At 68.5% G+C, this 20290-nt stretch carries 6 protein-coding genes and 2 pseudogenes; 3 read left to right on the top strand and 5 right to left on the bottom strand.

What is annotated here, in order from left to right; translation table 11 throughout:
- Nucleotides 1-274: 274 nt before the first annotated feature.
- Together BST28156_RS06570 and BST28156_RS06565 are read right to left on the bottom strand one after the other, a co-directional pair.
- Nucleotides 275-1486: a porin gene (locus tag BST28156_RS06570; protein WP_174901769.1), complete on the bottom strand. Its 1212-nt coding sequence runs from the start codon at nucleotides 1484-1486 to the stop codon at nucleotides 275-277.
- Nucleotides 1487-1796: 310 nt separating this feature from the next.
- The gene (locus tag BST28156_RS06565) at nucleotides 1797-2420 is read right to left on the bottom strand and encodes a hypothetical protein (protein WP_060237841.1); all 624 of its coding nucleotides are present in this window, start codon (nucleotides 2418-2420) and stop codon (nucleotides 1797-1799) included.
- Nucleotides 2421-2758: 338 nt separating this feature from the next.
- Between BST28156_RS06565 and BST28156_RS06560 the strand changes: the two genes are divergently transcribed.
- On the top strand, nucleotides 2759-15097 hold the full coding sequence (locus BST28156_RS06560) for an LWXIA domain-containing protein (protein WP_174901768.1): 12339 nt from the start codon (nucleotides 2759-2761) through the stop codon (nucleotides 15095-15097).
- A 125-nt stretch (nucleotides 15098-15222) separates the two neighbouring features.
- Here the strand turns inward: BST28156_RS06560 and BST28156_RS06555 are convergent.
- Nucleotides 15223-16176 (bottom strand): annotated as a pseudogene (locus BST28156_RS06555) (aminotransferase-like domain-containing protein); the annotation flags it as partial.
- A gap of 243 nt (nucleotides 16177-16419) precedes the next feature.
- Here BST28156_RS06555 and BST28156_RS06550 point away from each other — a divergent pair.
- Both BST28156_RS06550 and BST28156_RS06545 read left to right on the top strand, forming a co-directional pair.
- On the top strand, nucleotides 16420-17619 hold the full coding sequence (locus BST28156_RS06550) for a pyridoxal phosphate-dependent aminotransferase (RefSeq protein WP_174901767.1): 1200 nt from the start codon (nucleotides 16420-16422) through the stop codon (nucleotides 17617-17619).
- 34 nt (nucleotides 17620-17653) lie between these two features.
- Entirely contained in the window at nucleotides 17654-18382 is a 729-nt protein-coding gene (locus tag BST28156_RS06545) for a transporter substrate-binding domain-containing protein (RefSeq protein WP_174901766.1), read from the top strand.
- A 60-nt stretch (nucleotides 18383-18442) separates the two neighbouring features.
- On the opposite strand, the gene BST28156_RS06540 is transcribed toward BST28156_RS06545, so the two are convergent.
- Together BST28156_RS06540 and BST28156_RS06535 are read right to left on the bottom strand one after the other, a co-directional pair.
- Nucleotides 18443-19363 (bottom strand): SDR family oxidoreductase, encoded by a 921-nt coding sequence (locus tag BST28156_RS06540; protein ID WP_174901765.1) that lies wholly within the window; start codon nucleotides 19361-19363, stop codon nucleotides 18443-18445.
- 102 nt (nucleotides 19364-19465) lie between these two features.
- A pseudogene (locus BST28156_RS06535) lies at nucleotides 19466-20164 on the bottom strand (ISNCY family transposase); the annotation flags it as partial.
- Between the last annotated feature and the right edge of the window lie 126 nt (nucleotides 20165-20290).

The following is a 20290-nucleotide window of genomic DNA, read 5'->3' as shown; positions in this document are numbered from 1 at the left end:
GGGTTGCCGCCCGACGCGCAGGGTCGCCGGGGCCGGCGGCCCGCGGCCGTGCAGCATTCGGCGTCGCGCGCGGGCCGTGCGGCGCGTCCTGCCGTGTGCGTGCGTTCGCGAGATGCGGCCGTCGCTGCGGGACCGCGCGAGCACGTCGCGATTCCAGCCTAGGTAGCGAGGATTAAGCGATGCTTAAAACGCCGTCGACCGCAAGCCGGATGCGACGGCGGGGCAGCGGGCATGAAAGATGCACGTACGGTCGGACAGGCTGCACGCCGCGTCGTCAGAACTTGTGTCGGATGCCCAGCGCGACGACGACCTGGTTGCTGTTGGCCGACGGCGTCAGCGTCCAGACCGTCGCGTTGAACGCGGGGTTGCCGTTGCCGCCGCTCACGCTCTGGTACACGCCTTCGAGATAGACGTCCGTGCGCTTCGAAAACGCATAGTCGGCCTGCGCGACGACCTGGTTCCATTTCGGGCGCGTCTGGCCGGTGCGCGTGTCGAAGCGACCCATCGTGAAGGTATACGCGGCGGCCAGCGTGAAGGCGGGGCTGACGAAGTAGCGCCCGTCGACCGTGAAATTGTCGAACACCAGCGATTCGCCCTTCAGCGGCGCGATGCTGCCGCCCTGCAGCACGCCGGTCACGCCGTCGGTGGTCGAGTGCGACCAGCTCGCGCCGACCGAATGGCGGCCGAATGCGTAGCGCCCGGCGACCGACCAGATCTGCTGGTTGCCGCCCGTGATCGTTGCGGAACCGTCGACCGTGCTCAGCGCGCCGTTCGGATTCGCCGCGTTGCGGTCGCGGCTGATCTTCAGATAGCCGGCGCCGAGCTTCAGCGGCCCGTTTGCATACGAGAGTCCCGCGCTCCACGCCGCGTTGTTCGAGAACGCGCCGGCCGTGTTCGAGAAGCCGTACATCGCGCCGAAGGTCAGCCCGCGGTATGTCGGGCTCGTGTACTTGACCGCGTTGTTGATGCGGATGTTGCGGTTCGAGTCGTCGTTGTCGTACGGATGAACCGCGAGGTTGCCGCCCCAGCCGGGCCCCGACGCGCCGAGCGGTGTCACGAAATCGAGGATCAGGTCGTACTGGCGGCCGAAGGTGAGCGTGCCTGCCGTCTTCGAGCTCACGCCGACCCACGCCTGCCGGCCGAACAGGTCGACGCCTTTCTGCGACAGCGCGCCGCTGGTGCCCGAGAACCCGTTCTCGAGCGTGAACACGGCGGCCATGCCGCCGCCGAGGTCTTCGCGGCCGCGCAGTCCCCAGCGCGCCGCGTTCAGTGCGCCGCTCGTCATCGCGAACGCGCCGCTGCCCGGCGAGCCGGCGCCGTGCGTGCGCTGATTGCTCGCGTAGGTGAGCGACGTGTCGATCAGGCCGTACAGCGTCACGCTGCTCTGGGCGTGTGCGCCGGTCGGTGCGACGCCGGTCAGGCATGCGGCAATGACGGTCCCCGCGACGCATGCGCCGCCATGCTTTTTCATCTGGTAGGAATGCATAGGAGTTTTTTATTGTTTGAGCGGCCCCGTGTGGCGGCCGACGGATCGAGCGGCCATTATTGGAGATCGCGCGCCGGTCGATTAAGGCGCTGCACAGGAAAGCACCTCTGCGAAATCGCGCATAATCGCCGCCGCGAGCCGAGGACCGGATGCACCGAGAGCGGGCCTTGTCTTGCTGGCGCATGCACGCAGACGCTTTCGGCGAAGCGCGTGCTCGTCGCCGTGATGGCGCCATGCGCGGCGGCGATCGGCTTGCCGTCGCCGCATGGGCGCGGCTCGATCGTCCATCCGGCGACGCGGCTGCAGGATCTCAGCGCGCGATCGTGCGTGCGTCGGCCGCATCGCCGGCCGGTTCGCGACGGGCCAGCCTGAGCGCGGCCTCGAAGTCGCCGCTGCGATATGCGGTGCGAACCGCGCTGGCCGTCGAATCGATGTCATCGGGAGCCGCGTACATGCGCAGTCGCACGCCGACGCGCGGCAGCGGCGCCAACTGATCGCGGAGCGCGACGATCAGCCGGCAACAGCGCGACGCATCGGACGCGGCATCGGCGCGTACCGCGGCATCCGCAAGCCCGGCCGCCCATTGAACGCCGCGATGGGACCGTACCGCATCGAGATGCGGCAGGTAACGCGCGTCGCCCGCGAGCGCGATCAGGAACGCGGCCCAGTGCGCGCCGTGCCATCCGCCGGGATTCGAATCCTGCGTCAGGTCGGCCAGCAGCGCATCGTCCAGCGCGCACAGGCTTTGATGGCACAGATAGTGGAAGTCGAGCGGTGCGTAGCGGACGTGCGGATAGTCGCGCAGCACGTGCGCGAGTTCGTCGCCGACCGCGACGGCGGCGTCCAGGAACGACTCGGCCGGCGCGGGACGGTTCAGCCGGAGCGTCGGCACGCACGAAAACAGGCGGTGGAGATCGTCGGGGCGGTAGTGCATGCGGTTGGCGGTCGTCGCTCGGGCTGACTGGATGCTGGTCCGGAACGTACACCAGAATGCGGCGATCGGGCGAGCCTGTCGTTATGACCTGGCCGGCGGCAATCGGAAAAATTTCCCGTCTGATACGACCGACGGCCGCCCGGCACGCGCCTCGACCGCTCGCCGCCGCTTCCCCGTTCGTAGCAGGCGTCTTGCGCAGCCGGCGCGATCGCGCCGGCGACTACGTAATTCACGCCTTTTCGACCGATTTCCGTTCGGCACAATGGACCATTGCGCGTGGCTGTCCGCCGTTTTTGCGGCGCATCACGCCGCGTCACGCAGGCCGCGGGAGAACGAACATGGTGTTGATGGCTGTGGGAGGGGGCGGATCGACATACGTGCCGCCGCCGCACAATGACAACGACCCGGCGAACCGCAATGGCGCGAGCGGCGCGCCGCCGGCGCAGACGCCCGAACAGAAGGCCCTCGCGGCGGCGCAGGCCGAGACCCAGCGTCTGCTCCGGCTGGCCCAGGCCGAGATGGCGACGCTCAAGCGCCTGCACGACCAGGGCGCGTCGCAGGCCGACCTCGACAACCAGGTCAAGAAGGCCGAATCCGCGTGGGGCGCGGTGCAGGCGGCCGTCGAGAACCAGATGCGCGTCGCCGCCGACGGCGGCGGCGATACGAACAAGGCGATCGCGGGCGTCGCAGCGGACCTGCGCAAGGCCTCGCCGAACGATCCGGTGCTCGGCGACGTCGTCGACGCCGCGCAGAAGTCGGTCGCGGCGGAATCGGCGCCGCAGCGGGCGACCAACGAGAAGGCGTTCCAGTTCGCACTCGCGGCGCAGCACGACCAGGACGCGCATGCCGATCTGACGCAGTACAACAGCTTGCCCGGCGGCGTCCGGCGCGCGGATCCCGACACCGGCGCGCAGCTTCGCCAGGCGGCGAGCACGGCCGACGCGAACCAGGACAGCGCGTACACCGCGCTGACCAATGCGCTGCGCCACGAATACAGCGTGTCGGCCGCTACGCTGCGCCTGAACGACGCGAAGGCCGATTACGCGGCGTGGCAGAAGGAACCGGGCGGCGCGCGCCGCGCCGACGAGGCCGACATTACGCAAGAGATGTCGCAGGCGCAGAGCCAGTACGACAAGGTGATCGGCGGCGACGATACCGCGCTGAACTACGTGACGGCGGACGAGCAGAAACAGGCGGTCGCGGCCGTGAAGCAGAATCACGACGGCATGTGGTACACCGGCCTCGTCGACGTGCTGGGCGAGCAGAGCCAGCTCAAGCGCACGATCGCGACGATCAATCCCGACGATCCGTCGCTGTCGCCGCAGATGAAGCAGCTCGCACAGTCCGATCCGGTCACGTTCGCGCTGCTGCAGGAGACCGGGCAGACCGTCGATCCGAACGATCCGACGCTGTCGCCGCAGGAGAAGGCGCTCGCGCAGCAGAATCCGCTCGCGGAGGCGTTCGTCAAGATGACGGGGGCCGAGGTGAACCCGGCCAACGTGAAGGACCCGGCCAAGGCCAAGGCGCTGAAGGACCAGCTCGATCAGCAGGGCGTGTTCCAGTACGCGATGGCGCACGTCGATCCGAAGGCGAAGGGCGACCCGCAGAAGCAGATCCAGCTGTTGCTCGCGGCCGCGCCCGACGTGCGGCTGCAGTACACGAAGCAGCAGGTCGACCAGGCAATGCAGGGTCCCGGCGGCGCCAGCGCGGCGCTCAAGGTGCTGAAGACCAACATGGATGCGTCGTTCTCGCTGGATGAGCGCCAGACGCTGTGGACGCAGGCCGGCCAGCCGCATTTCAACGCGAGCTTCATCCATGCGCAGATCGATCCGCTGATGAAGAAGCCCGATGCGAGCGCGACCGATACGGCCAGCGTGCAGGCGCGCAACGACGGCACGATGAACGCGGACAAGGCCGGCAAGTGGATGCAGGACATCCTCGCCGATGCGCCGCCCGAATTCGCCGGCGTCGTGCTCGACACGGTCGAGAAGGATTTCAACGACAAGTGGTTTCAGAACAACACGGGCACGCCGCAGCCGTACGGGCAGGGCACCGAGTTCTACAAGGGGCTGAGCGTCGCGGTCGGGCTCGCGGACCAGCAGCCGACTGCGAGCGGCGTCCCCGTGCAGCGCGAGGACGACGTCGCGAGCTGGCTGCTGAACGACAAGGGCAATGCCAAGACGCTGATCTACACGCTGCGCGGCAGCGACCCGGGATACGGTTTCGACGGCGTGCGCCAGGCGCTCGCGTCGGGCGTCGATCCGGCCTTGTCGAAGGCGCTGCTGTCGCAGATGCAGGGCGACGACCGGTTTCGCGCGGGCTTCGCGAACGACTTCCAGCTGCGCTACCAGCAAGGCACCGAGCATGCGCAGAACACGCGCAACCAGCAGGCCGCGACGGCCAGCTACAAGCTGTTCAATGCCGATCCGTCGAAGCAGCTGCACGCGTATTTCAGCGATTTCCAGAAGCATTTCGACGACAAGTCGTATACGTTCACGGCCGGCTCCAACCAGTTGACGAACTTCGTCGGCGCGGGCCTCGGGATGCAGCCCGACGACCCGGGCGCGGTGCCGACCGATGCGAACGACGTGCCGTCGATGGCGCTGCTCGAGCAGATGATCGTCGGCAACGGGCAGCTGCTGAACGGCACGGCCGTGAACGACAAGTCGCTGTACGCGCAGAATTCGGCCGCGACGCAGATGATCCAGACCGTGGTCGACCATATCCGCAAGGTCGGCGGCGATCACCCGGTCGTGTCGCTCGTGCCGATCTACTACGTGTCGAAGGATTCGGGCGCGAACCCGAGCGCGCTGTTCAAGGTGCAGGTCGCAGGCAGTCCGAACGAGTATCGGCTGATCGACGATCGCGGCTGGGAATACAAGAGCATCGACGACTACCGGCACAACAACGCGCTGTCCGACGACGGCACGCTGTATATCCCGAAGAACCTGACGATCGGCCCGGCGTCCGGCGGCCCGGTCGAGTACGACACGCAGTCCGCGCACGTGACCACCGGCTGGCAGCGCTTCGAGCACGTGCTCGAGATCGGCACCGGCATCCTCGCGGCGGCCGGCGGTGTCGTGCTGGTTGCGAGCGGGATCGGCACGGTGGCCGCGCCGTTGCTGGTCGCCGCGTGGACGGCGGTCGGCACCGGGATGGCGGTCGGCGTGCCGACCGCGATCGGCGACCTGCACAACCTCAGCGAACACGGTCAGTCGACCGGCTTCGGCAACGCGCAGGCGCGCGGCGACTGGCTCAGCCTGATCGGCAGCGGCGCGGGGATGGCGGGCGGCGGGCTCGGCTTCGCGGCGAAGTCGCTCGCGGAAGCGTCGTCGCTGCTGCGCACGACCGGGCAGATGTCGGACATGCTGACGCTGGCGTCGCGCGGCGACGGCGCGGTGACCGAACTGGCCGGCCTGGGCCGCTTCGCGCAGCAGGCCGACGCGTTCGATTCGCTCGCGCAGACGACCGGCCGCACGGCCGCGGTGTTCAATGTGTCGGGCGGCGCGATCGGCGGCTACCAGATGCTCGACCAGGGCGCGTCGCTGCTCAAGAACTGGGACGCGATGTCCGATTCCGATCGCGCGCAGCAGTTGCTGAACCTCGGGATCGGCGTCGCGCAGATGGGGCTCGGCTCGCACACGCTGATGGAGCGGCCGATCCGCGCGATCACGAAGACGCCCGCGACGCCGCCGGTCGCGAGGCCGACGGCGCTCGACGTGATGCACACGATGCTGTCGGACGGGCTGGTGAACCAGCGGCTCGCGGTCGGCGAGATCGGCAATCCGTGGCAGCACGCGGAGAAGCAGGCGGCCAGCTTCGGCGAGACGGCCGACGACGGCGAACCGCTCGCGCCGGCCGATGCCGGGCGCGGCTCGAAATTCGCGTCGTGGCTGCGCGCGCGCCGCACGAAGGGCTCGAACGGGATCGCCGACGACGGCGACGCGATCGCGTTGCGGCTGGCCCCCGATTCCGAAGCGGCCGGCGGCGAAGCGACGCCGGCCGTTGCCGAAGCGTTGTCCGGCGACGAGGCGGGGCCGACTGCGCCGGCCGAAACCGGCGTGCCTGCGGCGAACGCGCGCCCCGCGTCCTGGGAGATTCCCGCGCATGTCGCCGCCGATCCGGAGATTCTCGGCAAGGTCGTCGGGTCGGTTCTCGACAGCGGCAACCGGCTCGAGAACATCGAGTACTACGTGTATGCGCTCGAGGACACCGAAGGCAATGCGCGCGCGCCGGAGCAGGACGGGCTGCCCGCCACTGAAAAGGGCGACCTCGGAGACGACCTGCGCGCAGCGAACGCGGACGCGCGCCGCGCGAACGCGGGCAGCGACCCGGCGGCGGTGCGCGACGAAGACGGCACGATCGACGTGACGCGCTATGCGGCGTTCCACGACGCGTTGATGGTCGCGCAGGACGGCGCGGTGGCGGGCCGCTATGCGGTCGCGCTGGTCGACCGCAGCGCGCTGGCCGCGGACGGCACGGTGCCGCCCGAAGCGATCGCCGGACGTGTTGCCGCGAACGATGCGCGCAACGGGCTCCAGCTGTCGATGAACGGCGCGTACGACCGTCCGCTGCGCGTGTTGTATCCGCGCGGATTCGATCCCGCGAAGCCATTGATCCGCTACGAGGACGGCCGACGCATCGACGTGATCAACGCGCCGCTCGGCCTGGCCGAAACGCAGTGGGGCGCCTATCCGCGTCGCGAAGCCGATCTCGCGATCTATTCGACCAACCCGGCGCAACCCGAGAACCGGCTGCCCGCCGGCGAGCGGCCGCTGATGCCAGTGCCGCCCGGCTATTTCGCGGTGTACGCGCATGCGTGGGCCGATTCGTTCGCGAATGCGGCCGGCAAGGCGATCAGCGCCGAAGAGATGGCCGACATGGTCCGGCGCAGCGGCTGGGACGGCAAGTCGCCGGTGATCCTCTATGCGTGCGGCGCCGGCACGCGCGTGAGCCCGCTCGCGCAACTGCTCGCGAACGTGCTGGGCGTCGACGTGTACGGCGCGAGCGGCTTCGTCGCGTGGCGCTCGCCGCGCTCCCGCAGCGACGGCAGCCCGGACTCGGGCTATACGAGCAGCATCGTGCTGGAACCGGGTGCGCCCGATCGGGCCGGCGTGCCCGATCATTCGGTGCAGCATGGGCCGCGCACCTATCGTTTCTCGCCGGGGCTGCCGATCGTCGAGCAGGGCGCGCCGCGCCGGGTCGACTGGCAAAACGTCGCGCCGCGTCCGGTCTCGAACCGCTGGGGCGGCAGCGACGCGGCCGCCGAAGCGCGCGTGCCGCTCGGCGTGTACGTATGGCGCGTGCTGACGAGGCGCGGCTCGATCGTCAATCCGCGCAGCGGCCGCGCGGCGAGCGCGCTCGAGATGACGCACGCGCTCGAACAGCTGGCGTGGAACGGCTATACGCCGGGCGTGCCGGTCGCGCTCGACGGCGCGCACAGCGGCGCCGATCCGCAACTGCTGCAGGAATTCGCGGACCTGATCCAGGCGCCCGTGTATGGCCGCAACGGCAGCGGGGACGCAGCCGGCTGGCGGCGCGCCGATCCCGACCCGAACCGCCGGCTCGCGCGCTTCCAGATCGAGCCCGACACGAACGGCAAGTTCTCGCCGGGCCGCGCGCAGCCAGTGCTGCTCAATCCGCTGGAACTGCGGCCGGTGCCGGGCTCGCAAGTCGTGAACCTGCTCGGCCATCCGACCGCGCGCCGGTTCCTGAAGGTATCGGGCTTCGACATCGTCGAATCGCACGGCACGACGCCGCAGAACGTCAGGTGGGACAGCTCGACCGCCGTCACGCTCGACGGCGAGCGGATGCCGCCGAAGCTGTTCGCGCGCAAGCTGCTCGACGATCCGGCCTATACGGCGGGCAACGGCGTGCTGCTGACCGGCTGCTACCTCGGTTCCGGCGATTATCCGTTCGCGCAGGAACTCGCATACGAGCTGCAGGCGCCCGTGATCGCGTCGATCGCGTCCAACTCGGTGCGCGGCACCGGCGCGCTGGTCCTGCATCCGAACAGCGACAAGATCGTCGTGCCGGCCGACGATCCGGACGTGTCGACGCGGCTCTACCTGCATATTCCCGAAGCGCCGGACGCGAGCGATCTGCCGACGGTGTACGCGTCGCGCGGCGAAACGGTGCCCGGCGCGGCCGCGCATGGCGATGCGCCGGTCGAGCCGGTGCGCCCGATCGAGCAGCAGATCGATCCGCAGGCGGACAGCGGGCGGCGCGGCGATGGCGGCGGGCAGGGCGCGACGCCGCAGCGGCCCGCGCATCCGCGTCTCGCGGCGGAGCCGGACGGGACCGAACCGCCGGTCTACGTGCCGACGCCGCTGGCCGACGTCGGCACCGGCCGGGTTTTCAAGGCCGACGAATGGGCCGCGCGCGACGAGCAGGAAACGGAGCCGGACGACGGCCTGTCCGGCATTCCGCAGAAAACCTACCTGCCGAACAGCGGCGTCTATACGGATCGGCGGATCGTCAATGAAGGGATCGTCACGACGACGGTCCACGGCCGGTCGGTGCTGCAGCCGGGCTTCGACGACGTGACCGGCATCGACGCGAAACTGCATCCCGAATTCCTGCGCCCGGTCGATACGATGCTGATGCCGGAAAGCGACCGGCTGCATGCGATCGGCCAGCGCGGGCTGATGTCGCCGCCCGGTCATCACGTGGTGTTCGGCCACGGCATCTCGGCCGATGCGATGCAGGGCCCGGAAGGGCGGCCACTGACGCCGGACGAGGTAGCCGTGCGGGTGGCGCCGCACCTTGCGCCGGGACAGGACGTGACCTTGTATTCGTGCTTCGGCGGCTCGGCCCGGCACGATCCGCTGCGCGTCGCGCCCGCCCAGGTGCGCGCGGCGAACGCGACGTTTGCCACGACGCTCGCGCAGCGGCTGTCCGAGCTGACCGGGCGACCGACGTCGGTGTGGGCGCCGCCCGACATCCTGATGGTTCGGCCCGACGGTTCGGTTGCCGTGCGCGTGACGCGCCTGACCGGCCAGATCGACCGCGATCGTCTCGCGATGCAGGTGTTCCGCGGCGATCCCGCGCGCGCGGGCCGCCCCGCGCTCGTCGCGGACGACGCGTCGGCCGGAGCGCAGCCGGACGCGCCTGCTGCGGCGCGCCCGATGACCGATGCGGCGGCGCGCCCGACCGTGCCGCGCGTGCCCGACCCGACCTTCGCCGACCCGGCCTACGACTTCACGCCGATCCCGGACGGAACGTTCGAATCGGTGACGCTCGACCATCCATTCCGCAGCGCGCTGGCCGAACGGCCCGGCGTGATCGGCGACGCCGCGCGCGTGACACGCGCCGGCGGCACGGTAAGCCAGCACTGGCCGAGCTATTTCCTCGACGAACCCGAACCGACCCGCGTGATCGACGACGTGATGACGGCGTTCGACGCGGCGGGCCTGACGAACCTGCGCGTCGAATTCATGACGCGCGACGGCAGCATCCCGCTCGGCAGCGGCACCGACTTCGGCGCGATCGACCCCGAAGACGGCTGGTTCCGCTTCAGCGGCACCGTGCCCGAGACGAGGGTCGCGCGTGCGGGACACGACCCGTCGGCCGCCGAGCCGCGCGCATTGCCGTCCGGTGCGCAGCGCGTCGGGCATGACGATCTCGAACGCGCATTCGATTCGGCCCAGGCCGCCGCGAACGATTACGCGTACGTGCCGGCGGACGCGTTGCCGGACGAAACCGCGTTCGCGCAGCCGGACCTGACATCGCAGCAGCGCATCGCCGCACGTGTCGCCGCGAACCGGGCGGCCGTCGATGCCGCCGCGCATACCGATGCCGTGCTGCTGTCGACGCTCGGCCACGATCCGGCGAATGCCGTGCGCATTGCCACGCCCGACGGCGAACTGTTCAAACCGGCTGGCGCCGATGCGTATGTCGTGCGTACGCGCGACGCGGCAAGCGGCGACGCGTCGTATCGGCTCGTCGGCGTCGATCGCAACGGCTTGCCAGAGGGCTATGCCGCCGTGCATGCGAGCGGAATGCGTGCACTCGGCGCGGCCGACGGCACTCCGACCTGGCCGACGCTCGGCGCGGCGGGGCCGGGCGGCCGGCTCGCAGGCGCTGCGAACGAACCGGCTGGCGCGGCGTCGCCGGCCACCGTATCCGGCCATGCGGGTGCGCCGGCCGTACCCGAAGGCGGTACCTCGACCGCAGTTGCCGAAGCGCGCGAGGCGCAGGCTGCCGCGTGGCTCGACAGCCTCGACCGCCGCACGCTGACGCGTGTCGACGGCGCGCAGGCGCCGACGCTCGACGGGCTCGGGCGCAAGCTCGGCCGCAATGCGCAGGTGCTGATCACCGAGCACACGGCGCGTCCCGGCAAGAACGCCGAGCATGCGCCGCCGGCGTTCGTCGCGGTGCTCGAGACCGACGAGCATGGCGTGCCCGGCCCGGTGCGCATGCTCGACGGCCGGCGCGTGCCGCCTGCGCTGCGCAAGGCGCTCGCGAAGACCGGCGCGAAGGGGCGCAATGCGCGCCGCGGCTACGACTTCTACGTGTCGCCGGTCGCGCACGACGAGCTGATGCGATTCGGCGGCCCGTCGAAGATCAAGAGCCACGATGGCCGGTCGTCGTGGTCCGTTGCGGCGTCGGGGCGCAAGATCGACGCGACGCTTGCCGCCGACATGACGAAGCTGCACGATGCGCCGGCTTTCAAGCGACCGCGGCAGGCGGTGGCCGCGGTCGAAGGCGAGCGCCGCTGGATTCACGTGGTCGACGACGAAACCGGCAAGGTGCTCGGCTACGCGGCGCGCAATACGAACCACACATGGAAGTACTACGAGAAGGCGCCGCTCGGCGACACCGAGATTCCCGAGCAGGATCTGCGCACGGTGTTCCGGCGGCAGCGCCGCGGCGGGATTCCGGTCGGCCGCTCGCCGCGCCGCGGGATCCGCTTCGTGGTCAGCGACGTGAAGCCGGAGATCGTCGATCGCATTGGCGGCTTCAAGCCCGCGAAGGATCCCGCCGTCGACACCCCGCCGCGCCGCAAGGCCGGCGACGTGTTCCAGTCGCTCGTGCCGGTCCGCTGGTCGCCCACACGCGCGAAGGCGGGCGGGGAAGCGTCCGCCGCCTCGACGTCGCCGCTCGTCGATCCGCATTTGCTGCCGTCGGACGCGTCGGCATTCCACGCGATCGACTTCAGCGGCAACAACGCGCAGCACCTGCTGAGCGCGATCCGCAACGGCGCGGTGGACGGCGAACGCCACGTCGTCTACGTATTCAGGACCGACGGCGCGGTGGCCGAGGCACTCGGCAATCCGATCGGCGTGATCTCGGCGCGCGGCGGCAAGATGCGCTGGTTCGACGCCATCCGCCACGCGAACAACGCGAGTCACCGCGGCGTGTCGCTCGACGAGATGCCGATCGGCGACGACCGTTTCGGCGCGGACCTGCATTTCCTGCTGACGCGATTGCCGCCGCGAGCCTTCCTGAAGGCTGCGCGGCCGACGCGCGTCGCGGCGCTCGAGACGCGCGCACAGGCGCTCGCCGAACACCTGAGCGACGCGGAGGCGCGCGGGCGGCAGTCGGCACCGTTCCGCGCGCTGGCCGCGCGCACGCGGCAGACCTACAACGACGTGCGCGGCGAACTGCAGCGAATGCGCCGCGGTGCGCCGCCCGCCGGCGCGAAGCCCCGGACGCTGTCGATCGAACCGTACCAGCCGGGCCTCGCGTCGGCCACGGCCATCGAGTACAGCCTGCGCAACGGCGCGGCAGAAACCGGCGACTATTTCGAGACGTACGACCAGATCGAGGCCTTCAACAAGCAGACGCAGCGCTCCGGCGACGTGAACCTCGTGCTGAAAGGCGAGCCGCAGGCCGTGATGGTCGACGCGGGCATGTGGCGCACGCTGCTCAACAAGCTGTATGTCGCGCGCGACGTGTCGACGTCCGCGTCGCGCTTTCTGCCGATTCCCGGCAAGCTGCAGGCGCGCACGCGCCGCTTCGGCGCGGCGACCGTCGCCGACAAGCGGATTCGGCAGATCTTCACGCGCTCCGATCCGCAGTTGCAGGACCGGATGGTGCCGATGGCGCGCGCGTTCTCGCTGCGCGACGATCCGGCGCTGATGACGCAGCTCGTCGAACGCCACGGCGGCGTGATGCCGATCGTCACGCTCGTGGTCGATCCGCATTCGCTCGCGGCGGCGCTCGGCAAGGCGCACGACCCGGAATTCCTGCGCGCCGTGCATGCGCTGGGCGAGCAGGAAAACACCGTCTTCGACGGCGAAAACGGCCGGATCCTTCCGGCGCCCGGCTCGGACGGCAAGCCGCTGGCGCTCGACGATCTGGCGCACCTGCATCGCTGGCTCGACGAGGCCGCGAAATCGGGCTTCGCGATCCGGCTCGAGACCGCGCCGTCGCGCGCGCTGGTGTCCGGTTCCGACTACCGGTTCCAGTCGGGCACGAACGACACGTACCACGACTACGTGCGGCTCTTCAGCGCGCTCGAACAGTGGGCGAACGACAACCCGGATACCGTCGCGCCGAACGTGATGGTCACGTTCCACGGCTGGGACGCGGTGCCCGAGTCGGTGCCGGGCGGCGGGCACGAGACGCTGCTGCGCGCGGTGCTCGAGCGCGACGGACTCGAGTGGGTGCATATGGGCCTGTCGTACGGCACGCACGGCGCGGACTTCGTCGGCAACCAGCCGCTCACCGCGGCGCTGGCGAAGCTGATCGTCGAGTACCGCGACCGTCCCGACGTGATCGGCCGGCTGCACGGCGCGGATGCGCTGACGCGCGTGTTCGAGCGCGTCGACCGGCAGACGCTCGCGAACCAGCATCAATTGCTGTTCGCGGAAGTCGAACGGATCGGCGCCGCGGACGGGATGACGCCGGCCGACGTCGCGGCGTTGCGCAAGCGGCTCTACGAAGGCAACACGACCGTACTGCTGAACCAGGCCCGCAAGGCGACGATCGAGTATGCGACGCCGCGCTGGGAAGCCGACGGCAACCCGCCGCGCAACGGCACGGAAGAACGCGCACGCGCGTTCGGCGAGCGCTGGCTGGCGAAGTACGGCGCCGGCGTGCCCGAACGCGTGACCACGCATTCGCAAGCCCGGGTCGCGACGGCCGGCGAGCCGGTCGAATACTGGCGCTCGGTGGTGCGCGCGCCGGCGCTGATCAACGACGGCACCAAGCCGCTCGGCGCGAGCCGCCGGGAGGCCGCGCAGCTCGGCCAGGTGAAGATTCCCGACGAGAAGCGCGGGCAGGCCGAGCTGTATGCACTGCGCGTACACAAGCGGATGCTCGATGGCGACAAGCCGCAGTCGTCGCAGCAGGTCGTCGTCGATATCGGGGTGGCGGGCGCGATCGACGTCATCGGAGTCGGCGGGCTGGTCACGCTCGGGCGCGAGTCGGGGCGCACCGCGACCAATTCGCTGTCTGTCGGCATGCGGGTCGGGCGGCTGTTCCAGGCGCTGCACCACGGTACGGTGGCGAGCCTGAAGAACGGCGACCCGCGCGTGTTCGACCACGTCGTCGACCGGCTCGTGCACGGGATGCAGACGCAGTTGCGGGCGAATCACTTCGACGTGAACGGACGCGGTGCGCAACTGGAGCAGATCGCGCGCGAGGGCAAGGCCAAGGCCGCGCAGTTGCGCAAGCTGAACGCGGACAAGCTGCTGTCGTTCGACGATACGGTCACGCATACGAAGGCGATCGCCGCGGACATGCTTGCGCAGATGCAGGGCGTGGTCGGCGGCACGTCGCTGAAGCTGCTGCACCATGGCAGTCCGCGACACATGGTCGGCCGCGTCGGCCGGCTGCTCGCGCTGAGCGGATACGCGGGCTCGGTCGCGATGAACGCGACGGAGGCGATCGCGCACGGCAACTGGCTGGCCGGCGGGCAGGCGCTTGGCGGGCTGTTCTCCGGTGCCTATACGGGCGTCGTCTATGCGGGCAGCCTGCGCGGCGTGAATGCGGAGAATCGCAGTCAGATCGCGCGTACCGTGAGCGCGGTCGGCGATTACGCGACATCGGCCGCCAGCGTCGCGAGCGGCATTCACACGATGATGACGGGCGATCCCACCGGCGCGTTGACGATGGCTTCCGGCATCCTGCTCGGCGCCGGGCGCCTGCATACGCATTTCCCGAATGCGACGCCGTGGATGGAACGCGTGCCGACCGCCATCGCGCTGGCGCCGGTGGTGATTTTCGGCGTCGTGCAAGGGGTCAATCTGGTGGTGGCGGCGACCTCGGACGACAAGGACAAGTCGCCGGCGGGTTCGCCGAAGTCGACGGGGGCGAGCGGCGGTGTGACGCCGACGCCGGGGGCGTCGTTGGCGCCGTCGGGGGCGCCAGGTGCAACGGCGACTGCGACGCCAGTGGTTCCGACGACGCCCGCGACGCAACGGCCGAACGCTTCCGCGACACCGGCGACACCCGGCGTGCAGCCGTCGAACTCCTCTTCGCCATCCACGCAGCCGCCGACGAGCGCACCGCAGACCGTGACGGTGGTCGCCGGCGATTCACTGTGGACGATCGCGGAACGTCACGAGTCGTCGTTGCTCGCGGCGGCCAGGGTGCCGGCCGACGAACAGCAGCAGATGACGAGCGAGCGACGGATCGCGGTCGCGCTCGACGAGATCCTGCAGCTCAACCGGAATTTTGCGCAGAATCCGGCGCAGATCGATCCGGGACAGCGAGTGATCGTCGGGTAAGGGGGCGCAGGCGCCCGCACGCGGGCAGCGTCCCCGGTTCTCAGCGGTCGAGCTGACGAGCGGCGAGTCGTCCCAATTGCCGGACGCCGTTTTCGATGCGGCTGGTCCCCGGGCGCGAGGCTTTTGGAAAACGAGCTGCAGTAGATCGTATCGGCGCCCCCATCGACTGCGATGAAAGGCGTGGGCCGTTTGCCGCCGAAGTGGATATCGCCATAAACGTCATCCTCGATCAGCGGCACGCGATGCGCGGCCAGCAATGCGAGCAGCGCGCGTTTGTCCGTTTCCGCCATCGTCGCGCCGAGCGGGTTGCTGAAGGTCGACGACAGCACGCAGGCCGACACCGATCCCGTTTCGAGCCAGCCGGCAAGCACGCCGATGTCGATGCCGCGAGTCGGGTCGGTCGGCAGTTCCAGCGCCTTCAGGCCCAGCACTTCCAGCGTATGCAGCAGCCCGAAATACGTCGGCGACTCGACGGCGATCGTGTCGCCGGGCCGGGCCACCGCGCTGAGGGCAAGCGTCAGCGCTTCGGTGCAGCCGTTGGTGACGAGGACGTCGTCCGGCGCAAGCGCATGTCCGAACCGCATCGCACGCTTCGCGATTTCCTGCCGCAGGCGCGGGTCGCCGTACGGCGGGGAATAGACGTTGTAGCGCATGCCTTGTTGTCGCGCGACGCGTGCCAGCGCCAGGTCCAGCCGCTTCGACTCCAGCAGCGCCGGATCGGGAACCGCGCATCCGAGCGGAACCAGCGCCGAGTTGGCGGCATGTTCGAGCAGCCCCGCGACGGCGCCGCTGATCGACACCGTCGATGCCCTGGCGCGCGCACGCGGCGTCGAGGGCAGCGCAAGCGTGCCGCGTCGCGCGGTCGCGACATAGAAACCCGATTGCGGCCGGGCGACCAGGATGCCGCGATCCTCGAGCAGCCGGTACGCCTGCAGCGCGGTCGATATGCTGATGCGATGCTGTTCGCTGAATGCGCGCACCGACGGCAGGCGCGCACCGGGCGCGAGCGTGCCCTTGTCGACCATCCCGACGATGAGATCGGCCAGCTGCTGGTAGCGGTACGGAGAGGACGTTTCCATGACGTGGGTCGGTATCGGTACACGCCGCGATTATCGGTCCGGCATCCGTCGCGCGACAAGTCGAATTGTGATGGTCCATCCTCAGGAAATTGTGGCTGTTATGGTTTTCGTCGACGCGCTACGATGCATGGGTCGCGATCGCATCATCAGATGTGACGGCATCGGAATCGGCACACTTCGCGCGCACAGCCGCAGGCAGCGGATCGTGCGGCACGGTATTCAACGGAAGCGGGAGACATTCGCATGAACACGATTATTCAGGATCCCAATATGACGTTCAGGACCGGACGTGGCGGAGCCGAGGCGGGCGAGTGGAAAGGGCGCTTCCCTCGCAACGACATCATTTTGCTGCTCGACGTGAATCGGCTGTTCAACCTGGCCGAGAGCACGTCACAGGACCTGACGGTCGGGGAAGTGCTCGACCTGGCCGGCGTCGAATCGATTCGCGCGCTCAAGCTCGGCTACAGCAAGTCGGCCGGCGCCGACGCGCTTCGCGACGCGATTGCGCGAGGTTGCGGGATTCCGGCCGAGCAGGTCGTCACGACCCAGGGCGCGGCGCTCGGACTGTTTCTGCTGGCATTCGAGGTTTGCCGTCCCGGCGACGAGGCGGTGCTGGTCGCGCCGTGCTTCCCCCCGTGCCGCGACAGCCTGCTGGGCGCCGGCGTGACGGTGCGCGAGGTGCGCTCGACGTTCGAAAGCGGCTATCGGCTGGACCTGGAGAAAATCGAGGCGAGCCTGTCGCCTAAAACGAAACTGGTCAGCCTCGCGTCGCCGCAAAATCCGTCCGGCGTCCAGACTTCGCACGCCGATATCGAGAAACTGCTCGGGCTGATGGCGCGCCGCGCACCGGAAGCCGTTCTGTTCGTCGACGAAACCTATCGTGAGGCGAGCTATGGCGACGCGCGAGTGATCGACAGCGTTGCCGGTCTCGACGCACGGATCGTCACCGGCGCGTCGGTATCGAAGGCGCTCGGCGCGCCCGGCTTGCGGACCGGCTGGCTCACGGTGGCCGATCCGGATCTGCGCGCGCGGCTGATCGTCGCCAAGATGAACACGGTGATCTCGGGTTCGGTACTCGACGAGACGCTCGCGGCAGTCGTGCTGGATCATCGGGAAGCGGTGCTCGGGCCGCGGCGGCGCCTGCTTGCCCGCGCGCTCGACGAACTGGCCGACTGGTGTGCTCGCGAGGCGCGGCGGGTTGAATGGGTGAGGCCGGATGCGGGCGCGATGTGTTGCGTGCGACTGCGGCCCGATGCGCTGGACGACGATGCCGTTTCACGCTTCTGGGCGATCCTGCCCGAGTATGCGCTGCAGCTTGCCGCCGGTAGCTGGTTCGGCGAAAGCGATCGCGTGTTCCGTCTCGGGTTCGGCTACTTGCCGCCTAAGCGCCTCGGCGAGGCGTTGTCCGCGCTTTCCGCTGCACTCGACGAGGTAGCTGCCTGAGCAATGTTGACCCGCTGATTACAGGAGAGACATCATGAAAATCAGTCTCGCGTATGTCGAGGAGCCACCGTTCTACTGGACGGGAGGCGACGGATCCGCCACCGGTGCGGATATCGAACTCGCGCATGTGGTGCTGCGAGCCATCGGCGTGACGACCATAGACCATCGATTGACGACCTTCGAAGAACTGCTGCCGGGCGTCAGCGAGGGACGCTGGGACATGAATGTACCGATCTTCGTGACGGCTGCCCGTGCGCGGCAAGTCGCGTTCAGTCTGCCGGTCTGGTCGCTCGGCGACGGCTTCGTGGTCCAGCGCGGCAATCCGAAGGCGCTGTCCGGCTACGATGCGGTGGCGAAGCGGGCCGACGCGCGACTCGGGCTGATCCCGGGACAGGTTCAGGTCGATTCCGCGAAATCGGCGGGCGTCGACGATGCGCAGATCGTTCTGTTCAACGATCAGCCCGACGCCGTCGCCGCGTTGCTGGCGGGAAAGATCGATGCGTTTGCGGCGACCGCGATCGGCAACCGCAGCATTGCGGATGCAAATCCGGAACTGGAGTCGATTGCGCATGCTCCGGACGCGTCGGGAAAGGCGCCGGTGGGCGCATTTTCGTTCAGCAAGGAGAATCAGGGGCTGCTGCACGCAGTTAACGAGCAATTGCGCGCGTATCTCGGGTCGCCCGATCATCGGGCGCGCATGGCGAAATACGGGATCGCCGGGACCGAGATCGATGGGGTTGTGGGCGCAGGCGGGCTGAAGTGATTCTGGATTCAGTCAGCTTCCCGGCTAAGCGAACGGCCGGAGAGATACCGGTCTCTCCGCTCATTCCTGTCGAATTTTTTCAAGGCCCGCTTGGTAGGTGGTCACCTTGAACTCGGGAAACCGTCGCTTGAACTTCGTGGAGTCGAACAGATTGTCTTGTTCGTAGCGAGGCAGAAGCTCCCTGATTTCACGTACTTGGGGGGAGAAGAGACCCGCAATCCAAAAGGCCGATTTTCCGACGATCGAATAGGCGGCCTTTTGTCCGAATGCGTGGCTTGCCATCTCGACGAACTCCCGGTAAGTCGGGCGATCGTCGCAACACGGCAGATGCCAGGTCTGCCCGAACGCGTCCGGCGTGTTGCCGAGTACCGCGAGTGCGCGGCTCGCGTCGGGCGTCCAGACGAGCGTGCGCCGTGTGTCGTCGCGCAATGGCACCTTTGGCTTTTTGCCGGCTTTCAGCTTGTCGATGACCAGCGCATTCGTGAAACTTTGCGTCTTGCCCGGGCCATAGAATTCGGGGGCGCGGCCGATCAGGACGGGGATGTCGCCGCGCGCCATCTCTTCGAGCACCATCGCCGCCATCGCCGCACGCACCTTGCCCTTGCGGCCGACCGGCGCGAACTGGGTCGACTCCGTCTGCAGCCGGTTGTCCTGCGGGTACATGTAGGTATTGTCGAAATAGGCGAATTTGGCGCCTTCTGCGCGACAGGCGTCGAGCGCGTTCTTCAGCATGACCGGAAACTGCGTTTCCCACAGCTCCGTATCCGGCGGCAGGCCGGCCGTGAAGTAGACGATGTCACTGCCTTTTACCGCCTCGGCGGTCTGGCGCGCATCCAGCAGATTGGCCGACACCAGGGTATCGGTGTCGTTGACCTTGCGCGGATTGCGGCTCACGAGACGTATGGCGGGCGTGTCGATGCGCCGCAGTTCCCGGGCCAGTTCGGTGGCAATCTGGCCATTTGCCCCTAATATCGTTTGCATGTCCTCTGCCTTGGCGACTCTGTCTCAAATGACGATAGGCAAAAGGCTAACCTTGAAGGGAGCTTTAAGGTCAAGGGGGATGGTTTAGATTGCAGGAGTTCAGCGACCGAACGGCGTCACACGGTTGACAGTCTTGCCCCGTATCGAGATGCGCAACACGCTCGACTTGTCGCTGTAGAAGGCCCAGGCTTGCCGTGGCGTTCGATGTATGCCCGTGTCGCTTCGAAGTAGCTGAAGGTCGATTCCGTCTGCGTGAAATGCAACATCATCAACCGGCTCGTTGCGTCGTTGACGTACGCCAGTAGCGTGCAGGCCGGCGCCCGTTCCTCGAACCAGCGATGATCGCTGCCGTCGATCTGAATCAGTTCGCCCAGGCATGCACGGCGGTTGCGCGGTTGGTAGACCTTCGGCGGGCGTTGCTTGCGTGGAATCCACAGGCCGGAAGCTCTCATCAGCGTACGAACCGTTTCGACAGCCAGGTCAATGCCATGACAGTCGCGCAGCTTCTCGCACGCCAGCGTCGGCCCAAAATCCGCGTAGCGCTCCCGGATAACGGTCAGGGCACGTAACGCCAGCCCGTCGCCGAGCTTGCGGTTTGCCCGGTCGCCCACGACGGCCCGAAGCTACGCCGTCGGGCTCACGCTCGCGATACCGGATAACCAGCCGTTCCACCTGGCGCACGCTCAGGCCCAGCCGTTCGGCTGCACGTCCGGGCTTCAAGCCCGTATCCACCACAGCCTGGATCACCTTGAGTCGATCAAGCTCTCGCATCGTCAGTGTCACCAATCCGGCTGGCTGCATGGTCGGCTTCCGTGCTTGCTCAACGAGCCGTCCAGCATGCCAGCAGTCAAAAACACGACATTTCTTATATGGTCGCCTCCCATTTGCAAGGCAATTTTGATCGTGGCGAGGAGGGTGGTTGCGGAC

The sequence above is a fragment of the Burkholderia pseudomultivorans genome (assembly GCF_902499075.1).
GTDB lineage: Bacteria > Pseudomonadota > Gammaproteobacteria > Burkholderiales > Burkholderiaceae > Burkholderia > Burkholderia pseudomultivorans.
This window is presented reverse-complemented; position numbering and strand designations above follow the sequence as displayed.

What these genes read in the sequence shown, in the direction of transcription:
- BST28156_RS06570 (WP_174901769.1), bottom strand. Translation starts at nt 1,486, where the DNA reads ATGCATTCCTACCAGATGAAAAAGCATGGCGGCGCATGCGTCGCGGGG.
- BST28156_RS06540 (WP_174901765.1), bottom strand. Translation starts at nt 19,363, where the DNA reads ATGCAAACGATATTAGGGGCAAATGGCCAGATTGCCACCGAACTGGCC.
- BST28156_RS06545 (WP_174901766.1), top strand. Translation starts at nt 17,654, where the DNA reads ATGAAAATCAGTCTCGCGTATGTCGAGGAGCCACCGTTCTACTGGACG.
- BST28156_RS06550 (WP_174901767.1), top strand. Translation starts at nt 16,420, where the DNA reads ATGAACACGATTATTCAGGATCCCAATATGACGTTCAGGACCGGACGT.
- BST28156_RS06560 (WP_174901768.1), top strand. Translation starts at nt 2,759, where the DNA reads ATGGTGTTGATGGCTGTGGGAGGGGGCGGATCGACATACGTGCCGCCG.
- BST28156_RS06565 (WP_060237841.1), bottom strand. Translation starts at nt 2,420, where the DNA reads ATGCACTACCGCCCCGACGATCTCCACCGCCTGTTTTCGTGCGTGCCG.